This window comes from Enterococcus sp. LJL120, from assembly GCF_054871765.1.
On the sequence record NZ_JBTXLV010000004.1, the window covers coordinates 81735 to 100289 of the forward strand.

Genomic DNA, 18555 nt, shown 5'->3' on the forward strand with positions numbered 1-18555 from the left:
TCAAATGGACTTTGTAATCTAATTTTTTTAAATGGCTTCAGCAGAAAACGAGCGGGATTCCATAACCTTTAAGATTGCATTCGCTGTATCTAGCGAAGTGAACAATGGTACACCATGCTCGACAGCTTCCCGGCGAATTAAAAAGCCATCTTCTGAAGAATTATTGCGATTTTTATCCATCGTGTTAATGACAACCTGCGCTTTACCACTGCGGATTAAATCAATCACATTTTCATCGGCATCATCACTGATTTTTGCAATGTGTTGAACATTTAAGCCATGCTTTTCTAAAAATTCAGCAGTGCCCTCGGTGGCAATTAAACTGTAGCCAATCCGATTGAAGCGTTCTGCTAAGCTGAGGGCTTCTTCTTTTGCGTCATCAGCGATGGTAAACAATACTGCGCCATAGCTAGGCAGATGCAATCCGCTTGCTTCAAAAACTTTATACAAAGCTTTTTCTAAATTATGGTCAGTCCCCATGACTTCCCCAGTCGATTTCATCTCAGGTCCTAAATAAGTATCCACCTTAAGTAATTTCGTAAAGGAGAAGACCGGTGCTTTCACATGAACATTTTTACTTTCAGGATACAAACCATCTTGATAGCCCATGTCCGTTAAACTTTCTCCTAAGATTGCTCGGGTCGCAACTTGTGCCATCGGAATACCGGTAATTTTACTTAAAAACGGCACTGTCCGACTAGCCCGCGGATTGACTTCAATCACATAGACCATGTCATCCCGCACGATAAATTGAATATTCATCATGCCGATACAATTTAAGCCTAATGCTAAACGTTTCGTATAATCCGCAATTTTATCTTGAATTTCTTTTGAGAGAGTTTGCGGCGGATAGACAGCCATCGAATCTCCTGAGTGAACACCAGCCCGTTCAATATGCTCCATAATTCCTGGAATTAAAACAGTAGTGCCATCACAAATTGCATCGACTTCACATTCCTTACCAACGAGATAGCTATCCACCAAGACAGGATGTTCTGGTGACGCTTTGACAGCGTTGGCCATATAATCTTCTAAGTCAATTTGATTTTCGACAATTTCCATTGCCCGACCACCTAAAACATAACTAGGTCGAACTAAAACGGGATACCCAATCCGATTGGCAATCGCTACAGCTTCTTCTGGACTAGTCGCCGTATCCCCTGGCGGCTGCGGAATATCTAAATCTTTTAGGGCTTGCTCAAATAAATCGCGATTTTCTGCCCGGTCCAAATCTTCAATGGTGGTGCCTAAAATTTTCACGCCGTTTTTAACCAATGGCTCAGCCAAATTAATGGCCGTTTGCCCACCAAATTGAACGATAACACCAATTGGCTGTTCCAACTCAATCACATTCAAGACATCTTCCAAAGTTAACGGTTCAAAATACAATTTATCAGAGATAGAAAAGTCAGTTGAAACTGTTTCTGGATTACTATTCATGATAATTGCTTCATAGCCAGCTGCTTGAATCGCTTTGACCGAATGCACAGTTGCATAATCAAACTCGACCCCTTGACCGATACGAATCGGTCCAGAGCCCAAGACTAAGACGGAAGGCTTCTCTGAGCGCAGGCTTTCATTTTCAAATTCATAGCTGCTGTAAAAATACGGCGTATTGGATTCAAATTCAGCTGCACAGGTATCCACCATTTTATACACTGGTAAAATTTGCGCCTCATGACGAATTTGATTGACTTCAGCTTCTGAGATTTCCCAAAGCTCGCCAACTTTTTTATCGGTAAAGCCATTTTGCTTGGCAGTTTTTAAAAGCGCTAAATCATGTTTGTTTTCTGCTAGTTCTGTTTCTAGCTCAACAATATGCAACAGCTTATCTAAAAAGAATAAATCAATTTTAGTTAAAGCGTGCAATTCTTCAATCGAGTAATTGCGACGAATCGCTTCTGCTAAATAAAACAGACGATCATCTTGCGCCTTGACTAATTTATCCGTCAAAATTTCATCGCTGACGGTTTTTAATTCCTTCATTTCCACATGGTGCGTCCCAATTTCTAATGAGCGGACTGCCTTCAACAAAGACTCCTCAATGTTGCGGCCAATCGCCATCACTTCACCGGTCGCCTTCATTTGAGTCCCGAGGCGACGATCGCCTTTCTCAAATTTATCAAAAGGCCAGCGGGGAATTTTGGCAACAACATAGTCTAAGGCTGGTTCAAACTCAGCGTAAGTTGTTTCGGTGACTGGATTTTTCATTTCATCCAGTGTTAACCCAACGGCAATTTTGGCTGCTAATTTAGCAATTGGATAACCGGTAGCTTTACTCGCTAAAGCTGATGAACGAGAAACCCGGGGATTCACTTCAATCACATAGTAATTAAAGCTGTAAGGGTCCAAGGCTAGCTGCACATTGCAGCCGCCTTCGATTTTCAAGGCCCGAATAATTTTTAAAGAGGCATCCCGCAAAATTTGGTATTCGTTATCGGATAAAGTTTGGCTCGGAGCGAAAACAATCGAGTCGCCGGTGTGAATTCCCACCGGATCAAAGTTTTCCATATTACAAACGACAATCGCATTGTCGGCTGAATCCCGCATCACTTCGTATTCAATTTCTTTAAAGCCAGCAATGCTTTTTTCAATCAAGCATTGGGTTACTGGTGAAAGTTTTAAACCATTTTCAGCGACAACGGCCAATTCTTCTGGTGTATCACACATGCCGCCGCCGGTTCCACCTAGGGTAAAGGCTGGACGAACAATCACAGGGAAGCCAATTTTTTCAGCAAAGGTTAAAGCCTCGGCAACCGTATTAACAATTTCTGATTCTGGAATGGGCTGCTCTAAATCCTCCATTAATTGCTTAAATAAATCACGATCTTCAGCTTGATCGATGGCTGATAATTTAGTTCCCAATAATTCCACATGCAGCTCATCTAAAATACCTGAGCTGGCTAATTCCATCGCCATGTTTAAACCGGTTTGCCCGCCTAATGTCGGTAGTAAGGCATCTGGTCGTTCTTTTCGTAAAATCCGTGAAACAAATTCTAATGTAATCGGCTCGATGTAGACCTGATCGGCAATTTCTTTATCCGTCATAATTGTTGCTGGATTGGAATTAACTAAGACAACTTCATAGCCTTCTTCTTTTAAAGCTAAACACGCTTGGGTGCCAGCGTAATCAAACTCAGCGGCTTGGCCGATAATAATCGGACCTGAACCGATGACCATAATTTTTTTAATATCATCTCTTTTTGGCATCTTATCGCTGCTCCTTCCAAGCGTCCATCATTTCCATAAACTCATCAAACAAATGTACGGCGTCATGTGGTCCCGGTGCTGCATCTGGATGAAATTGAACAGAGAAAGCCGGATACTGACGGTGACGAACACCTTCCACCGTATTGTCGTTCACTTCAACGTGGGTAATCATTAATTTTTCGTTGTCAATTGTCTCCGGGTCCACCGCAAAGCCATGATTTTGCGAAGTAAAATCAATACGGCCAGTCGCAATTTCTCTGACCGGATGATTCAAGCCTCGATGACCAAATTTCATCTTGTAGGTATCGGCATTATTCGCTAAGGCAAAAAGCTGATGGCCTAAACAAATACCAAAAATTGGCACCTTACCTTGGATTTCTTTAATCATTTGAATGGCTTCCGGCACATCTTTAGGATTTCCCGGCCCGTTGGTTAACATCACGCCATCTGGATGCAAATCTAAAATAGTTTCAGCATTAGTATTGTAAGGCATCACCGTTAAATTGCATTCTCTTTTGGAAAGCTCCCGCAAAATGCTGTGTTTTAGACCAAAATCAATGACCACTACATTGCGACCGATTCCCGGACTTGGATAAGGTTTCGTTGTGGAAACCTGCGCCACTTGATTGTTTGGTAGGACCGTTGCCTTCAGTTGATCAAAAATATGATTGAATTCATCACCGACATCTACCATGCTGGCTTTCATCGTACCAAAACTGCGAATTTTTCGTGTCAAAGCGCGGGTATCAATTCCAGAAATCCCGGGAATGTTTTTGCGTTTTAGAAATTCGTCTAGGGTCATTTGATTGCGCCAATTGGAAGCACGGCGGGCATGTTCTTTAACGACTACCCCTTTACAGGTCGGCGAAATACTTTCGTAGTCATCACGGTTAATTCCGTAATTCCCCACCATTGGATAAGTAAAAGTAATAATTTGACCGTTGAAACTTTGGTCGGTAATTGTTTCTTGGTAACCTGTCATACTCGTTGTAAACACTAGTTCACCGAAGACATCTATGTCAGCGCCAAAGGCTTCTCCTTCAAACACTGAACCATCTTCTAAGACTAAAAGTCTCTTCATACTTATTTGGCCTCCTTTTGATAGACAAGTTTGCCATCGACAAATGTCATTAAGGTTTCCCCTTTAATTTTCCAGCCGACAAAGGGCGTGTTCACACCCATCGATTGAAAGTCTTTGTCATCAATCACAGTCTCATCTGTTAGATTAAAGACAGCGATATCCGCTGGTTGGCCAATTGTCAATGTGCCAACTTCTAAACCAAAAATGCGGGCCGGTTGCACAGCCATCCAGTCAATCACTTGTTCCAAAGTGAAAATGCCAGTTTCGACAAAGTTGGAATAAATTAATTGAAAGGCCGTTTCACTACCGACAATGCCAAAAGGTGCTTTTAAGAAACTTTGTTGTTTTTCTTCTAAACCATGGGGGGCATGGTCCGTTGCGATGCAATCAAGCGTGCCGTCTAATAAGCCTTCGATTAATGCTTGACGGTCTTCATCCCCTCTTAGTGGCGGATTCATTTTCCAGAAACCATTGTCTTCAGGAATATTTTCATCAATCAAAATCAGGTGATGAGGCGAAACTTCTGCAGTCACATGCACGCCGGCTTTTTTAGCATCACGAATTACTCGGACGCTTTCCTTGGTCGAAACGTGGCAGACATGATAATGAACGCCGGTTTCTTCCGCTAAAATTAGGTCACGGGCAATTTGTGAAGATTCGGTTGCACTCATAATTCCCGGCAAATCTAATTTCTCTGACACAGCACCTTTATGCATCACGCCTCCGAAGAGTAAAGATTCATCTTCAGTGTGGGCAACGATTGCCATATTATTTTCTGCAGCTTCCTTCATCGCAAGATACATCGTCCCAGCTGTTTGAACACCGACGCCATCGTTAGTGAAGGCGAAGGCACCAGCAGCCTTTAAGCCTTTTTGATCGGTTAAAATTTCACTGCGCAATTCTTCGGTGATGGGTGCATATTGTAAAACTTTGACAACTGCATCCTGCTTGATGATTTCTTCTAAGGCGGTAAATTTCTCAACAGTGTCTGGAACTGGATTTAAATTGGGCATCGCACAGACGGTGGTAAAGCCGCCTCTTGCTGCTGCCTGTGAACCGGTTTTAATCGTTTCTTTATAGGTAAAGCCTGGTTCTCTTAAATGAACATGGACGTCCACCAAGCCCGGTGTGATTAATTGATTTTGTGCATCATATACCTGATCAAAGTCTGCTTCTGGAAAATTGACTCCAATGCCTTGAATAATGCCGTTTTCCAACCAGATAGCAGCAGCTGTTGTCTGGTTGCCAAAGGTATTGATCCGTCCATTTTTAATTAATGTTTTCATATTAGTTCCCCCTCATTAAGTCGGTTCCTTCAACTATGCTTTACCGTTTAAAATTGCCTCCAAGATGGCCATTCGTACAAAAACACCATTGGTCATCTGTTCAACAATTCTTGATTTCATACTTTCTACTAAAGAATCAGCAATTTCTACATCTCGATTGACTGGCGCTGGATGCATAATAATTGCGGATTTTTTCATCTTTGCTTCCCGCTCGATGGTCAACCCATACTCTCGATGATACGCCTCTTTCGAAAAACTTTCTTTACCGTCGTGGCGTTCGTGTTGAACCCGCAACAGCATAATCACATCCATCTCAGGAATTAATTCATCCAATGGTTGATAGTGACCATAGACTTCAAAGGATTCATCGTACCAGATTTCCGGCCCGGAAAAATAGACTTCAGCCCCTAAACGTTTTAACATTTGCATATTCGATTTCGCCACTCGGGAATGGGTAATATCCCCGACAATGGCTACTTTTAATCCGTTGAATCCACCAAATTCTTGATAGATGGTCATTAAATCCAGCAAACATTGACTAGGATGCTGACCGCTGCCGTCACCGCCGTTGACAATCGAACATTGAATGGTTTTACTTTGAATTAATTCATCGTAATAGTTTTCATCTCCATGACGGATAACCGCAATATCGACGCCCAACGCCGAAAGAGTTAAGACAGTGTCATACAAGGTCTCACCCTTTTGAACCGAACTAGTCGTGATGTCAAATTCAATCACTTCCAACCCTAACCGGCGCTCAGCAACATCAAAGCTCTTATGGGTCCGGGTACTGTTTTCAAAAAACAAATTCGCCGCAAAATACTGACGCCGCTGTGGCATCCACTGGACACCATTTTTAAACTCCTGCCCCCGGCGAATCAACCCCATAACCTCCTGATCGCTCAAAGCCTCCACTGTTAACAAATGTTTCAAACTAACTTGTTCTGATGGAATGATCATGACAGTCCTCCTAGTTCAATTTTAAAGTAATAATTTTTTTCAAAAAATATTTTGATTTTCATACGCATATCATTCCGCTAAACACTAAGCTGTTAATACTGCGAAAAGCGGAACTGACATTCTAGTTCGTTTTAATGTATTAAATTTCTTAAGAGAGATTTAGTTTTATTTGCGAGTTCGACTTATCCAAATAAATCCTAGTAGTCGAATCGTATGCGTACTGACAATCATAGATTTCAGTCTATGACCTCTGAGGAAATCTTCCTTTATCTGTCAGTAGCCTCGTACGCATATCATTCCGCTAAACAGCTGGCTGCTTAATTCTGCAAAAAGCGGAACTGAAATCCTAATTCAATTTAATGTATTAGATTTCTTCAATCGTTATTCTTTCTCACTGGCCGCTTGCTCTGGTAAAACTAAGTTTAGGAAAATTCCTAAGACAGTTGCTAAAGCCATTGCCGATAAGGTGAAGGTACCGATTTCAAAGACTAAACCACCGATTCCAATGACTAAGATTGTTGAGGCGATTAATAAATTGCGTTTTTGATCGAAATCAACTTTATTTTCAATTAATAATTTCAAGCCGCTGGAAGCAATTACTCCAAAGAGTACAAAGCTGATGCCTGAAATAACTGGGTTGGGAATGCTTAAGATTAAGGCGCTCAACTTGCCGACAAAACCTAGGCCGACTGCAAAGACAGCTGCGCCACCGATAACAAAAACGCTATGGACACGAGTGATCGCAAGTACACCGATGTTTTCACCGTAACTAGTAACTGGTGGACCGCCGACAACTCCGGCCACAATTTGTGCTAAGCCATCTCCCATAAGTGTGCGACTTAAACCCGGATCTTCAAAAAAATTACGCTTGGTTAATTTATTTAAAACCATCAGATGACCAATATGCTCTGTCATTGTTACAAAAGCAATTGGTGCCATGATAGTAATGGCATTCAAATAAAGTTTCGGCGTATATTGGACAAAGGGAACTTCAAAGGCTGGTAATTGAAACCATGGAGCATCGACTACCGATTGCCAATCGACAATCCCCACCATCAAAGCAATTAGGTAGCCGCAGATGATGCCTAGTAAAATAGGAATCAACCCGAGAAATCCTTTTAAAAACATATTGAAGATAATGGTCACAGCTAAAGTTGCTAGGGCGACAAAAACGAAACGAAAATCATACTCGTTACCATTGTACATTGCATTATTGGCTGCATTACTTGCTAAGCCCAGACCAATAACCATGATGACTGGTCCGACAACAATCGGAGGTAAAATTTTATCCAGCCAAGCGCTGCCGATTTTTTTTATGATGAATGAAACGATCAAGTAAACTAAACCGGTTGTCAAGGCGCCTTGGGCAATCGCCGGATAGCCATCGCTTTGCATTAATAATTGCATCGCAGCGATAAAAGCAAAGCTGCTGCCGAGATAGGCGGGGATTTTTCCTTTAGTGACTGTTAAGTAAACGATTGTCCCCAAACCTGAACTGACTAAGGCAATGCTGGGATTAATTCCGACTAAAAATGGTACCAAAACTGTGGCGCCAAACATGGTAAATAAATGTTGAATGCTCAAGCCAATCCAGTGTCCTAGCTTTGGCCGGTCGTGGATATCTAACACCACATCATCGTTGTGAAAATCTTCTGGTTGCGACATTTGCCCATTACTCCCCTATCTTTTCAATTAAAATCCGATCTTGACCGTCTAATTCTTCCATCTCGACTACAATTTCTTCCTTCATGGAAGTTGGAATATTTTTGCCGACGTAATCCGCACGAATCGGGAGCTCCCGATGACCTCGGTCAACTAACACGGCCAAAGAAATTTTTCGTGGTCGACCAAAATCCATCACCGCATCCATCGCTGCGCGAATCGTCCGGCCAGTAAATAGTACATCATCGACTAAAATAACTTCCTTGCCTTCAATCGGAAACGGAATATCCGAAGAATGCAATTCGGCTTCATCTGGTGATTTTTGATCATCACGATACAATGTGATGTCCAATTCTCCAACTGGAACGTCAATTTGCTCTAATTGTTTTAAGCGCTCGGCAATCCGTTGGGCGATGTAAATTCCCCGGGTTTTAATTCCGACTAAAGCAATGTCTTGAATGCTGTGGTTGCGCTCGATGATTTCATAGGTGATTCGCGTTAAGGCCCGTTTCATTGTAACGTTATCCACGACTTCTTTTGCTTGCATTGTGATTCCTCCAATTAATTTTTTTCAAAAAAAAACTCCTACCCAAAACAGGCAGGAGGAAGTTACTTGGTTAAGGCAGTTTTAACTGCAACAAAGTAGGCAAGTTTTCTATTAGGCGCACCCAATAAGCCACTTGCATTTCCTTCTTAGCCTCACGGGACTATTCTTAAAGGAGCTATTAAATTTTCTCTCTAGAAGACTATACCGTTATTAACGAAAAAAATCAATGATTATTCCGTAACATTTCTAAAGTTTTTTCAAAAATATCTGGCAGCGGAGCTTCAAAAACCATTTCTTGACCAGTAGTTGGATGCGTGAAGCCTAAAAGCTTCGCATGTAAAAATTGTCCCTGCCCCTTTAAAGTCTTTTTTGGTCCATAAAGCGGGTCGCCGGCAACTGGATAGCCGATATATTGCATGTGAACCCGAATTTGATGAGTGCGACCGGTTTCCAGCTGCAATTCGATAAAAGTAAAATCTTTAAAGCGTTCTAAAACTGTAAAATGAGTCACAGCCGGTTTGCCGTCATCCACGACCGCCTGCATTTTGCGATTGACTTTTGAACGGCCAATGGGTGCTTCAATCCGTCCTTTTTCGTGGGGAATTTCCCCGTGAACTAAAGCCACATATTTTCGTAAAGAACTTTTATCCTTTAATTGTTTAGCGAGCGCTTCATGGGCATGATCATTTTTAGCTACCATTAAAAGACCAGATGTATCTTTGTCAATCCGATGAACAATCCCTGGGCGCACCACATCGTTGATTGTTGATAAATCTTTGACATGGTACAGTAAACCGTTGACCAGTGTGCCTTGGCTGTGACCAGCCGAGGGATGGACCACCATCCCTTGAGGTTTGTTGACCACGACAACATCCTCATCTTGATAAACAATATCTAAAGGCAAATTCTCAGGAATTAAATCCAACTCTTCAGGTTCAGGTAAGGTAATCACGACTCGATCTGCAGTCTTGACTTTATAATTTGCTTTGACTGGTTGATCAGAAATAGCCACTAAGTCCTCTTTGAGCCAGCCTTGAATTTGCGAACGGGTATACTCAGGTAAATGCTCCGCTAAGATTTTATCCAGCCGGCCTTTTTCTTGATGAATAATCACTTCAATTTGTTCCATGCTGCTTGTCCTTTCTTTCATCTAAAAATAGATAAATTAAAATCAAGACGACACCAATTGTTAGCGCGGCATCAGCAATATTAAAAATCCAAAAATCAACAAAATCCGTTTTAAACATATCCACCACATAGCCTAAGCGCACCCGGTCGATGAAATTGCCAATCGCCCCCGCCAAAATTAAGCCAATTCCAAAGCCCAATAGCTTGCTGCCTTTTCGAAAGCGCCACAAAGCATATAAACAGCCGACAACTGCCACGACAGTAATGATGTAGAAAATCCACATCTTTCCTTCTAAAATCCCCATAGCAGCACCAGTATTTTGAATATAAGTCAGTGAAAGTACATTGGGAATAAAACTATGAACTTCTCCTAAAGCCGTGTTGGCAACGGTCCAAAGCTTCACCATTTGGTCAACAGCAATCACTGCCACTGCCAACAATAAATACACAATAAGCATTCCGTAAATCTCCTTCAGTTATAAATAAGTACTAATCTTCCTGCTGATAAATATCCCTTGGCCGAATAATCCCCAAAAGATTTCCATCAGGATTGCCATCCTTCGTAATTAATACCGCCTCTAACGAATTTAGCTCTTGAAACATTTTTTCAACAGCGTAAACTTCCGCCGTTTGACTGACGAAGCGGTAGTTTGCTGATTTGCCGTCACTCATTAGAAAATCTTGAGCCCGGCGATTTTTCAAATTAATTGTCTCTTCATCGGCTTCTGTCGCCAACCAATAGCCGATAGTCCGCAGGGTTATTAAGCCCTCGAATTTCCCTTTGTTATACAAGGGAAACTGCGAATAACGCTTTTGTCGAATTGTTTTTAAAATATCCTTCATCGGCAAATCCATCTCAAAACCAGTGACATTCTTTTTAAAGCGGGGCAAAACTTTTTCCGGTTCGGCTAACAGTTTTTCGATTTTGCTGATTCGATCAACTGCCCATTGATTAGGCTCGGCGATTATAAAATCATCCGAAATTTTTTCGTGAACAATCGCATTTCGTAATTGCGCCATCTGTAAGAGATCATCTTCATAATCTTTCACCGGCAAATCTTTGCGATGAGCGAGCCGCCGCACCATCTCGCTAAACCCCATACTGCTGGGATTATTAAGCTCGTCTTTCAACCATTTCTCTACTCGATTGAAACTATTTAAAAATTCTTCAGCCCGTGTCACACGGTCTCCCCCTTCAGCTAGTCATCAAAATCATTGACAACTTGAATTATATAAGCCTGTTTGAACTGGCGCATCACGAAAAATCCATAGGCCAATAGATACACTGGAATTATCAGCCAATAGCGGAAAAATAGCGGAATTAAAAAGGCCGCCAAAAATAATCCAATATAGATAGTCACCAGATGCGGGTTCATAACAATTTTTAGATTTAGCTCCCGTTGATTAGCAGCTACTGTCAGCGGCTGACTCTTTAACCAGTAAAAACCGACCTGCAACTGGCTAGTCTGATTCAGAATAAAATCTTTTTCTTGATTTTCATTAATCAGCAATTTCTTTTCTCCGTCAATTTTCAAGGTCAAAGGACTGCCGTAGCCAAAAAAACCAGTCTTGCGTTTAATAAAAACCTGCATAATCAGCGCCTCCTATTATCTCTGAACCTATTATAAAACACAAGAGGCAAGTTCGTCTTGTGCTTAACCTTTTTAAAGAAAAAATCTAGCTTAGCTGGATTTTATGACTTGCATAGAAAAACCCCTCTTGAAAAAATCAAGAGAGGTTGACAAACAAGATTCTAAAACAAGCCAATAGCATTGCCGTCTTTATCGACATCCATGTTTAAAGCAGCCGGTTTTTTCGGTAAGCCCGGCATTGTCATCACATCACCGGTTAAGGCCACAATAAAACCAGCACCGACTTTTGGTACCAATTCTCTAATGGTCACTGTGAAATCAGTTGGTGCACCTAATGCTTGTGGATTGTCAGATAAAGAATACTGAGTCTTCGCCATACAAACCGGCAAACGATCCCAACCATACTGACTAAAGGTCGCTAATTGATTTTTAGCTTTTGGTGAGAAATTCACGCCGTTTCCGCCGTAGATTTTCTTCACAATCGTTTCAATTTTTTCTTCTAAACCAGAGGCACTCTTGTAAATTGTTTTAAAATTATGGTCGGAGTCATCAATCACACGACTAACCAGCTCCGCTAATTTTTTTCCACCTTCTGGTCCTTTTTCCCAAACGCTAGCCACTTCCACGCTAACCCCTTGATTTCCAATCAATTCTTTTAAAGCAGCCAGCTCTTTATCGGTGTCACTGATAAATTCATTGATTGCTACCACGACTGGAAGGCCGTAGCTTTGCATATTTTCGATATGTTTTTTCAAATTAGCAAAGCCGGCAGTTAAGGCTGGCACATTTTCTGCACTTAAATCAGTTTTCGCCACTCCGCCGTGCATTTTTAACGCACGGATGGTCGCAACAATTACAACAGCATCGGGGGCTTTGCCTAGGTTTGGCACTTTGATATCTAAAAATTTCTCAGCCCCAAGGTCAGCGCCAAAGCCAGCCTCGGTAATCACATAATCACCCAAGCCTAACGCTGTTCTCGTTGCTAAAATACTATTACAACCATGGGCAATATTAGCAAAAGGTCCGCCGTGAACTAAAGCCGGCGTGCCGAAAATAGTTTGCACTAGATTTGGTTTAATCGCATCTTTTAAAAGTAAGGCCAAGGCCCCTTCAATTTTCAAGTCACTGACAATAACCGGTTCTTTGTCGTAAGTATAGCCAACGACAATATTGCCTAAACGTTGTTTTAAATTTTCCAAATCAGTTGCTAAACATAAAATCGCCATAATTTCGCTGGCAACGGTAATATCAAAACCATCTTCACGGGGCACACCTTGGATGGGTCCTCCTAAACCGATAACGACATTTCTTAAAGCCCGGTCGTTTAAATCAACGACGCGCTTCCAAATAATTCTGCGGGGATCAATATTCAATTCATTGCCTTGTTGAATATGATTATCTAATAGCGCTGATAACGCATTATTGGCTGTCGTAATTGCATGCATGTCGCCAGTAAAATGTAGATTAATATCTTCCATCGGCAAAACTTGAGCGTAGCCGCCGCCAGTTGCACCACCTTTAATCCCCATTACTGGACCAAGTGACGGTTCTCTTAGCGCAATCACAGTCTTTTTCCCAATTGCATTCATCGCATCGCCTAAGCCGACAGTTACCGTCGATTTGCCTTCGCCTGCTGGTGTAGGATTAATCGAGGTCACCAAAATTAATTTCCCTTGAGAATTTTTTGACACTTTTGCAATCGTTTCAAATTCCACTTTTGCCTTATATTTTCCATATAATTCCAAGTCATCTTCTGTTAAACCAACCTGTGCTGCAATTTCTTTAATCGGTTGTAAAGTTGTTTCCTGTGAAATTTCAATATCCGTTTTCATTTCCAGCCTCATTTCCGAACTATTTTTTATTGAGTTGATTCTTTTGTTAAGTTATTTCTTATTATAAACGTTTTTCAAAAGAAAATCACCTGAAAACGAGAGAAAAATCCCTAATTTGCCAGTAGCTCCTTTGACCGTTATAATAGAGGCATACTTCTTGCATGAAAGGTTGTGGCGTTTGTGGAATCAGGGAATGTAAAATGGTTTGACGCAAAAAAAGGATACGGCTTTATTAGTTACAATGACTCAGAAGAAATTTTTGTTCATTTTACTGCAATTGAAGAAGAAGGATACAAATTCCTCGATGAAAATCAATTGGTCAGCTTTGAGATTCGTGAAGGCGCCCGCGGACCGCAAGCCGCACATGTGCGAAAGATTGTCGAATAGTCATAAAAAGTAAAAGGCTAACCCATTTTTTCGGGCTAGCCTTTTTTAATTATCCAATTGTTGTAATGTGGCCAATTCCTTTAAGAAAAAGACTTGCCGCTTTTGGTTCATCAAATAAACCCGGGGCCGTTTCTCCCCTGTGACAATCATCATCAAATGACGGGAATGATGATTAATTTTTTCAATATTAGCCACTGGAATTTTTTCCCGATAAATCGGCAGCCATGTGCGAATATATAAAGTTTTTTCGTGAAAATACATTTGTCGGCGACTTCCGAGAAAAATCATCACTAGCCCAATAGCTAGCAAAAAAAGGCCTTTATAATTGAAGATACTGTCCTCGACGGCGAAAACCGCATATAATAAAATCAGACTAACTGCACAACCCCAATAAGCAAAAGCAAAATACGGCTCAGGTTGCCAGTAATATCGCGAATGTTCCTGTTTGATAGCCCACAACTCCCCATCCATAGAGTACAATAAAACCATCATAACATAGATTGAAAAAGAAGTGAGGACCCAAATGTTAAAAGTCTATATCGATGCTGCCACAAAAGGCAATCCCGGACCCAGCGGCGGTGGCGCCATGATTACTGGCGCCGGTCAGTATCAACAACTCAGCTTTCCATTAGGCATTATGAGTAATCATGAAGCCGAGTTTGCTGCCTTAATCAAAACTTTACAGCTGCTAATAAAACAAGAGCTTAATCAAGAAACCATTTTTATTTTCACTGATAGTAAGGTGTTGGCACAAACAATTGAAAAAAATTATACCAGCAACGCCGCTTTCCAACCGTATCTCGCTGAATTTCAACAATTGGAAACTACTTTTCCTTTGCTGATAATCCAGTGGCTAGCTGAAAAAGAGAACAAAGGGGCTGATAATCTGGCCCGTCAAGGATTGCAAAAGCAGCTGAAGAAAAAAACGAATTAGCCGCTTTAAACAAAATAGCCGAGTAAGTCTTTGGATCATCAGACTTACTCGGCTATTTTTACCGAATTAAATTAATTTCTGGATGTTTTAAAGCCAACCAGACATCTTTTTCTGTGGTGAGCGGCACATCCCCGTGCATGGTATGAGCTAAGACATTATTCATGGTGGCAAAATTTACGGTTTGCTCTAGCTCCCAGCCTTCTATATAGCCTTGCAAAATTCCCGCGGCGTAGGCATCCCCTGCCCCGATTCGATCTAAAACCTGCAATTCAAATAATGGACTGTTAACCTGTCTATCCTGAGTATATAAAACGCCTTGAACGTACTGTTTACCGTCTTTTGAGATTTTTTTCGTACCGGCAAATAATTCAATTTGATACTCCGCCATAAAGTCCTGAATTAATTCTTCTTCGGTACCTTTTTGCTCGATACCTAATAAATCAGTTAAATCACGGCTGCTGCCAAAAACAATTTGGCAATAGGGCAAAATTGTTTGATATTGCTGGCGCATCAACTGCAATTTATTCGCCTCAGTATTCAAACTTGGTCGAAAATTGAAATCAAAACAGATTGGCTTCCCGCTGGCAGCAATTTTTTCTGCAAAACTTTGCGCCGCTGCTCGGGTCTGATCTGTCAGACTAAGAGAGATGCCACAGATGTGAAACAAATCGAAATTGCTAATCATTTCTGAAAATGGGTAAACTGCTGGTCCGCTTTGTCCAAATGAGCTGCTGAGTCGATTTTGATAGGTTACTTGAGTAGCTCTGGCACCATAACCCATCTCAGCAAAATAACTGCCTAAATGCTGATGACAAAATTGCAAATAGTCATCATTGATTTTCAATTTTCGCAGATGAGCAGCGGCGGCCTGGCCTAAGCGATTATCCGGTAACGCCGTCAACAGACTAACTTCTTGTCCAAAATGCGCTAAATTCGCTAAAATATTGACGCCTGAACCGGTAAAATCCATTCGTAATTGATTGGTCTGCTCTAAAAGCAAATATTCCGGGGGACTTAAACGCATCATGACTTCCCCAAAAGCACCTACCCGCATACAGCACACTCCTCATTTTTTAAAATTGTTTCACTGAAAATTTAATTATTCTTGAAACTTAAATTTACTCCAAGGCTCGATAAAGGGCAAGAGAATTCTTTCCTGCTCAGCAATTTGCCCGACTTTATTTTTACGGGAATCTTTATGGGGCTCTAAGACTACTTGTAGTTCGTTTTTATATTTGCCAAACTGATCATTACCGATGACGATATCCCCTACTTGAAACTCAATTTCATTATCATGGGGCAGATTAGTTGCTTGGCTGTATTTTTTGCGAACTTGGGTTGAACGAATCACTTGATCTGTGATATCACCGCGGCGAAAATGCTGTTCAGCTAACACAATTTCTTTTTCAACAGGGTTAACTGCTGACACAAATTCAACAGCAAACTCTGTTTGATAACGATTGACCGCTGCCATTTTTTGCAGTTCCTTATCGCTGGCATAAGCATTGCCGATAATTACATCGTCAATCAGACCGGTAGCAAAGAAATGTTTTGTGGCAACTTCCACTGGCAAGTGGCGGTGCATTTCTAATGTTGGCAGGCCGTCATTAATATCCCACGGGCCAATTTTTCCCGCTTGTGAGGTAATAAAGGCTGCCGTGCGGATACCAGCTTTTTTAAAACGGCTGCTACATTTTTCAAAAAATTCATAAGGTAAGGCTGTGCCGGCCTGCGGGTAAAAATTATGACAGCCGTATAAAAACGGTTTGTTGGCTTGGTAAGTCAAAATATTATCCAGATAGGCAACATCGTTACTCATATTTAATTCAATTGCTAGACCAAAGGGATTATAGGTCAGCATTGCTTCTTTATTGCCATCAAAACCTAAATCTAGCCGAATGCCATCAGCACCTAATTCGTGGAAAAAAGTCAGGTCGTCATAGGAAATTCCTAGCTCTTCAAAGATATTAGGAGCGACATCCAAGATGGTTTCAAAATTTAGCGCCTTGGCAAAGTCAATCAACTCTTTAAATTTTTTTTGGACAGCTTCTTTGCCTTCCGTCACCTCTAGCATACTCATAAAAATCCGTGAGAATCCGTACTGGTGAGCTTTTTGTAGATAATTTTTATCATCCTCAAGCTTGCTGTGGTCAGGATAAACCGATACTCCTAAGGCTCGTTTCATGATTTTTCTCCTCTAATTATAAAATGTTGCTGATTTCAGCCGATATTTTTGGCTAAGAATCGTCGCAGCAATAATTGTAACGACCAACACCGGTGCTGCACCTAAATGCAGCTGAGTGGCAAGAAAGACAGCTCCCCCGATGGCAACAACTGATAGTAGCATCAGCCAACGAAGTTTAATCTGTTGAATTTTTTCAGGTGCAATTTTTTTCTCGACAATAACTTGAGTGGCAATAAAAACTACTACTGCAAGTATAAAATTAAAGGTTGTCATATTATCCCATCTTTCTTTTTTTAAAACTGGTGCGGTCGTCACAATAATCACAAAGACTTACTTATTATTTTCCAGTTGTTTCGTCAACCATTTCCATTGTTGTTCTTTGCGCATCTTCTTGCGCAATTTCAGCTGCTTCTTTTTCCAGCTGTTGTTTTTCAAAGACTTTAAAGAATGGATAGTAAATCGCAAAGGTGATAAAGAAGTTAACAAAGACTAAAATTGCCGCCGAGACACTCCAGTTGGTGCTCATCCATGCTGCAATTGGCGCTGGCATCGCAAAGCCTAGCCGAGCCACCATCATCGGAACGATTCCCGTTATTGTGGCAAAATAAGCTACGGTTGTCGTAATTAACGGTGCGACGATAAATGGAATGGCTAAAATTGGATTCATTACGATTGGCGCACCGAAAATCATCGGTTCATTGATATTAAAAATACCTGGTAAAAAGGACAAGCGTCCCAAGCTCTTCAAATATTTTGATTTAGAGAACATAAACATAAAGACGAGCACTAAAGTTGTTCCTGAACCGCCAATCCAAACGAACCATTGGATAAATTGTTCAGTGAAAATATTCGGCATGTTATGAGCGCTGACACCAGCTGCAAAAGCATCCATATTTTCAGCAATCGACATATCCCAGAAGGGCCGAATGACTGGACCTAAAATTGCTGGTCCGTGAATTCCCAGCACCCAGAAGAAACAAATTAGAAAGACTGTTAGTAATCCACCAAATAAACTATTACCTGCTAAAACATCCTTCAGCGGCATTAAGATACTACTCAAGAAACCATTTAAATCAAAACCGATAACATGACGTAAGACCCAGAATAAAATTAAGATAACAGCTCCAGGAATCAATGCGATAAAGGAATTGGAAACTTCTGGTGGTACCCCTTCTGGCATTTTAATCGTGATATTTTTTTGAATGAATATTCGATAAATTTCTACTGAAACAATGGCAGTAACAATGGCCCCAAATAAAGACGAAGAACTTAAATTAGCAATATTGATATAGCGACCGGCATCAATCACACCTTCAACACCATCGACTAAACGAATTGGCGGTGCTGCTGTAACGAGAAAAGCCATCAAAGATAAAATTCCGGCGGTCAATGAATCCACCTTGTAACTTTTAGCGAGGGCCGAACCAATACCAAAAGTTGCATATAAAGCTAAAATCCCGACTGTGTAACGAAACGGAATATCCAATAAATCCCGATACGGTTCAATTGCTTGTGCCAAAGAATCAACTGGCATGTTTAGCAAAATGGTAAAAAACGAGCCAACAATTGTTAAAGGCATTGTCGCAATAATCCCTTTTCTAATTGCGACCATGTGACGCTGCATTCCGATTTTGTTAGCAAAAGGCATAATCTTCTGCTCTAACACATTAACAAACTTATCCATCATACTTCCCCTTTTCAAAATAATAACATTATAATGTTTGCGCATTCATAATAACAAATTAAATCCG

The 18555-nt window shown here is 41.1% G+C and carries 18 protein-coding genes; 2 read left to right on the top strand and 16 right to left on the bottom strand.

Going from position 1 to position 18555, the window contains the following annotated elements; all coding sequences use genetic code 11:
* Nucleotides 1–27 precede the first annotated feature (27 nt).
* The 11 genes from carB to ACYSNU_RS07920 form a co-directional block, all read right to left on the bottom strand.
* Nucleotides 28–3210, bottom strand: coding sequence for a carbamoyl-phosphate synthase large subunit (carB, locus tag ACYSNU_RS07870; RefSeq protein ID WP_461736631.1), 3183 nt, complete (start codon nt 3208–3210; stop codon nt 28–30).
* Between the two features lies 1 nt (nt 3211).
* Entirely contained in the window at nt 3212–4291 is a 1080-nt protein-coding gene (locus ACYSNU_RS07875) for a carbamoyl phosphate synthase small subunit (RefSeq protein ID WP_461736632.1), read from the bottom strand.
* A gap of 2 nt (nt 4292–4293) precedes the next feature.
* Complete coding sequence (locus tag ACYSNU_RS07880; RefSeq protein ID WP_461736633.1) at nt 4294–5577, bottom strand: dihydroorotase; 1284 nt, start codon at nt 5575–5577, stop codon at nt 4294–4296.
* A 33-nt stretch (nt 5578–5610) separates the two neighbouring features.
* Nucleotides 5611–6537 (bottom strand): aspartate carbamoyltransferase catalytic subunit, encoded by a 927-nt coding sequence (locus tag ACYSNU_RS07885; protein ID WP_461736634.1) that lies wholly within the window; start codon nt 6535–6537, stop codon nt 5611–5613.
* Nucleotides 6538–6918: 381 nt separating this feature from the next.
* Nucleotides 6919–8202: a solute carrier family 23 protein gene (locus ACYSNU_RS07890; protein ID WP_461736635.1), complete on the bottom strand. Its 1284-nt coding sequence runs from the start codon at nt 8200–8202 to the stop codon at nt 6919–6921.
* 7 nt (nt 8203–8209) lie between these two features.
* Nucleotides 8210–8746: a bifunctional pyr operon transcriptional regulator/uracil phosphoribosyltransferase PyrR gene (gene pyrR / locus ACYSNU_RS07895; RefSeq protein WP_265457574.1), complete on the bottom strand. Its 537-nt coding sequence runs from the start codon at nt 8744–8746 to the stop codon at nt 8210–8212.
* A gap of 223 nt (nt 8747–8969) precedes the next feature.
* Entirely contained in the window at nt 8970–9875 is a 906-nt protein-coding gene (locus tag ACYSNU_RS07900; RefSeq protein ID WP_461736636.1) for an RluA family pseudouridine synthase, read from the bottom strand.
* On the bottom strand, nt 9862–10332 hold the full coding sequence (gene lspA, locus ACYSNU_RS07905) for a signal peptidase II (RefSeq protein WP_461736637.1): 471 nt from the start codon (nt 10330–10332) through the stop codon (nt 9862–9864). The genes ACYSNU_RS07900 and lspA overlap by 14 nt, the downstream gene beginning before the upstream one ends.
* Before the next feature lie 31 nt (nt 10333–10363).
* Nucleotides 10364–11056, bottom strand: a complete 693-nt coding sequence (locus ACYSNU_RS07910; protein WP_461736638.1) for a CBS domain-containing protein — start codon at nt 11054–11056, stop codon at nt 10364–10366.
* A 17-nt stretch (nt 11057–11073) separates the two neighbouring features.
* The gene (locus ACYSNU_RS07915; RefSeq protein WP_461736639.1) at nt 11074–11466 is read right to left on the bottom strand and encodes a hypothetical protein; all 393 of its coding nucleotides are present in this window, start codon (nt 11464–11466) and stop codon (nt 11074–11076) included.
* 161 nt (nt 11467–11627) lie between these two features.
* Complete coding sequence (locus tag ACYSNU_RS07920) at nt 11628–13298, bottom strand: formate--tetrahydrofolate ligase (protein ID WP_461736640.1); 1671 nt, start codon at nt 13296–13298, stop codon at nt 11628–11630.
* 180 nt (nt 13299–13478) lie between these two features.
* Between ACYSNU_RS07920 and ACYSNU_RS07925 the strand changes: the two genes are divergently transcribed.
* Complete coding sequence (locus tag ACYSNU_RS07925; RefSeq protein ID WP_265457583.1) at nt 13479–13685, top strand: cold-shock protein; 207 nt, start codon at nt 13479–13481, stop codon at nt 13683–13685.
* 45 nt (nt 13686–13730) lie between these two features.
* Here ACYSNU_RS07925 and ACYSNU_RS07930 read toward each other — a convergent pair whose 3' ends face one another.
* Nucleotides 13731–14144, bottom strand: coding sequence for an EbsA family protein (locus ACYSNU_RS07930; protein ID WP_461736641.1), 414 nt, complete (start codon nt 14142–14144; stop codon nt 13731–13733).
* A 64-nt stretch (nt 14145–14208) separates the two neighbouring features.
* On the opposite strand from ACYSNU_RS07930, the gene ACYSNU_RS07935 reads away from it, so the two are divergent.
* Nucleotides 14209–14619 carry a ribonuclease HI family protein gene (locus ACYSNU_RS07935; protein WP_461736642.1) on the top strand — a complete coding sequence of 137 codons (411 nt, stop codon included), beginning with the start codon at nt 14209–14211 and terminating at the stop codon, nt 14617–14619.
* 58 nt (nt 14620–14677) lie between these two features.
* Here ACYSNU_RS07935 and ACYSNU_RS07940 read toward each other — a convergent pair whose 3' ends face one another.
* From ACYSNU_RS07940 to ACYSNU_RS07955, 4 genes are read right to left on the bottom strand one after another with little or no spacing between them, the layout of a single operon-like run.
* Nucleotides 14678–15673, bottom strand: a complete 996-nt coding sequence (locus ACYSNU_RS07940; RefSeq protein WP_461736643.1) for a sugar kinase — start codon at nt 15671–15673, stop codon at nt 14678–14680.
* A 45-nt stretch (nt 15674–15718) separates the two neighbouring features.
* Nucleotides 15719–16804 (bottom strand): DUF871 domain-containing protein, encoded by a 1086-nt coding sequence (locus ACYSNU_RS07945; RefSeq protein ID WP_461736644.1) that lies wholly within the window; start codon nt 16802–16804, stop codon nt 15719–15721.
* 12 nt (nt 16805–16816) lie between these two features.
* Nucleotides 16817–17128: a hypothetical protein gene (locus ACYSNU_RS07950; protein ID WP_461736645.1), complete on the bottom strand. Its 312-nt coding sequence runs from the start codon at nt 17126–17128 to the stop codon at nt 16817–16819.
* Between the two features lie 13 nt (nt 17129–17141).
* Nucleotides 17142–18488 carry a PTS sugar transporter subunit IIC gene (locus tag ACYSNU_RS07955; RefSeq protein ID WP_461736646.1) on the bottom strand — a complete coding sequence of 449 codons (1347 nt, stop codon included), beginning with the start codon at nt 18486–18488 and terminating at the stop codon, nt 17142–17144.
* Between the last annotated feature and the right edge of the window lie 67 nt (nt 18489–18555).

Coding starts and splice junctions, on each gene's coding strand:
- ACYSNU_RS07935 (WP_461736642.1), top strand. CDS start 14,209: ATGTTAAAAGTCTATATCGATGCTGCCACAAAAGGCAATCCCGGACCC.
- ACYSNU_RS07890 (WP_461736635.1), bottom strand. CDS start 8,202: ATGTCGCAACCAGAAGATTTTCACAACGATGATGTGGTGTTAGATATC.
- ACYSNU_RS07940 (WP_461736643.1), bottom strand. CDS start 15,673: ATGCGGGTAGGTGCTTTTGGGGAAGTCATGATGCGTTTAAGTCCCCCG.
- ACYSNU_RS07915 (WP_461736639.1), bottom strand. CDS start 11,466: ATGCAGGTTTTTATTAAACGCAAGACTGGTTTTTTTGGCTACGGCAGT.
- carB (WP_461736631.1), bottom strand. CDS start 3,210: ATGCCAAAAAGAGATGATATTAAAAAAATTATGGTCATCGGTTCAGGT.
- ACYSNU_RS07880 (WP_461736633.1), bottom strand. CDS start 5,577: ATGAAAACATTAATTAAAAATGGACGGATCAATACCTTTGGCAACCAG.
- ACYSNU_RS07885 (WP_461736634.1), bottom strand. CDS start 6,537: ATGATCATTCCATCAGAACAAGTTAGTTTGAAACATTTGTTAACAGTG.
- ACYSNU_RS07920 (WP_461736640.1), bottom strand. CDS start 13,298: ATGAAAACGGATATTGAAATTTCACAGGAAACAACTTTACAACCGATT.
- lspA (WP_461736637.1), bottom strand. CDS start 10,332: ATGCTTATTGTGTATTTATTGTTGGCAGTGGCAGTGATTGCTGTTGAC.
- ACYSNU_RS07945 (WP_461736644.1), bottom strand. CDS start 16,804: ATGAAACGAGCCTTAGGAGTATCGGTTTATCCTGACCACAGCAAGCTT.
- ACYSNU_RS07900 (WP_461736636.1), bottom strand. CDS start 9,875: ATGGAACAAATTGAAGTGATTATTCATCAAGAAAAAGGCCGGCTGGAT.
- ACYSNU_RS07875 (WP_461736632.1), bottom strand. CDS start 4,291: ATGAAGAGACTTTTAGTCTTAGAAGATGGTTCAGTGTTTGAAGGAGAA.
- pyrR (WP_265457574.1), bottom strand. CDS start 8,746: ATGCAAGCAAAAGAAGTCGTGGATAACGTTACAATGAAACGGGCCTTA.
- ACYSNU_RS07955 (WP_461736646.1), bottom strand. CDS start 18,488: ATGGATAAGTTTGTTAATGTGTTAGAGCAGAAGATTATGCCTTTTGCT.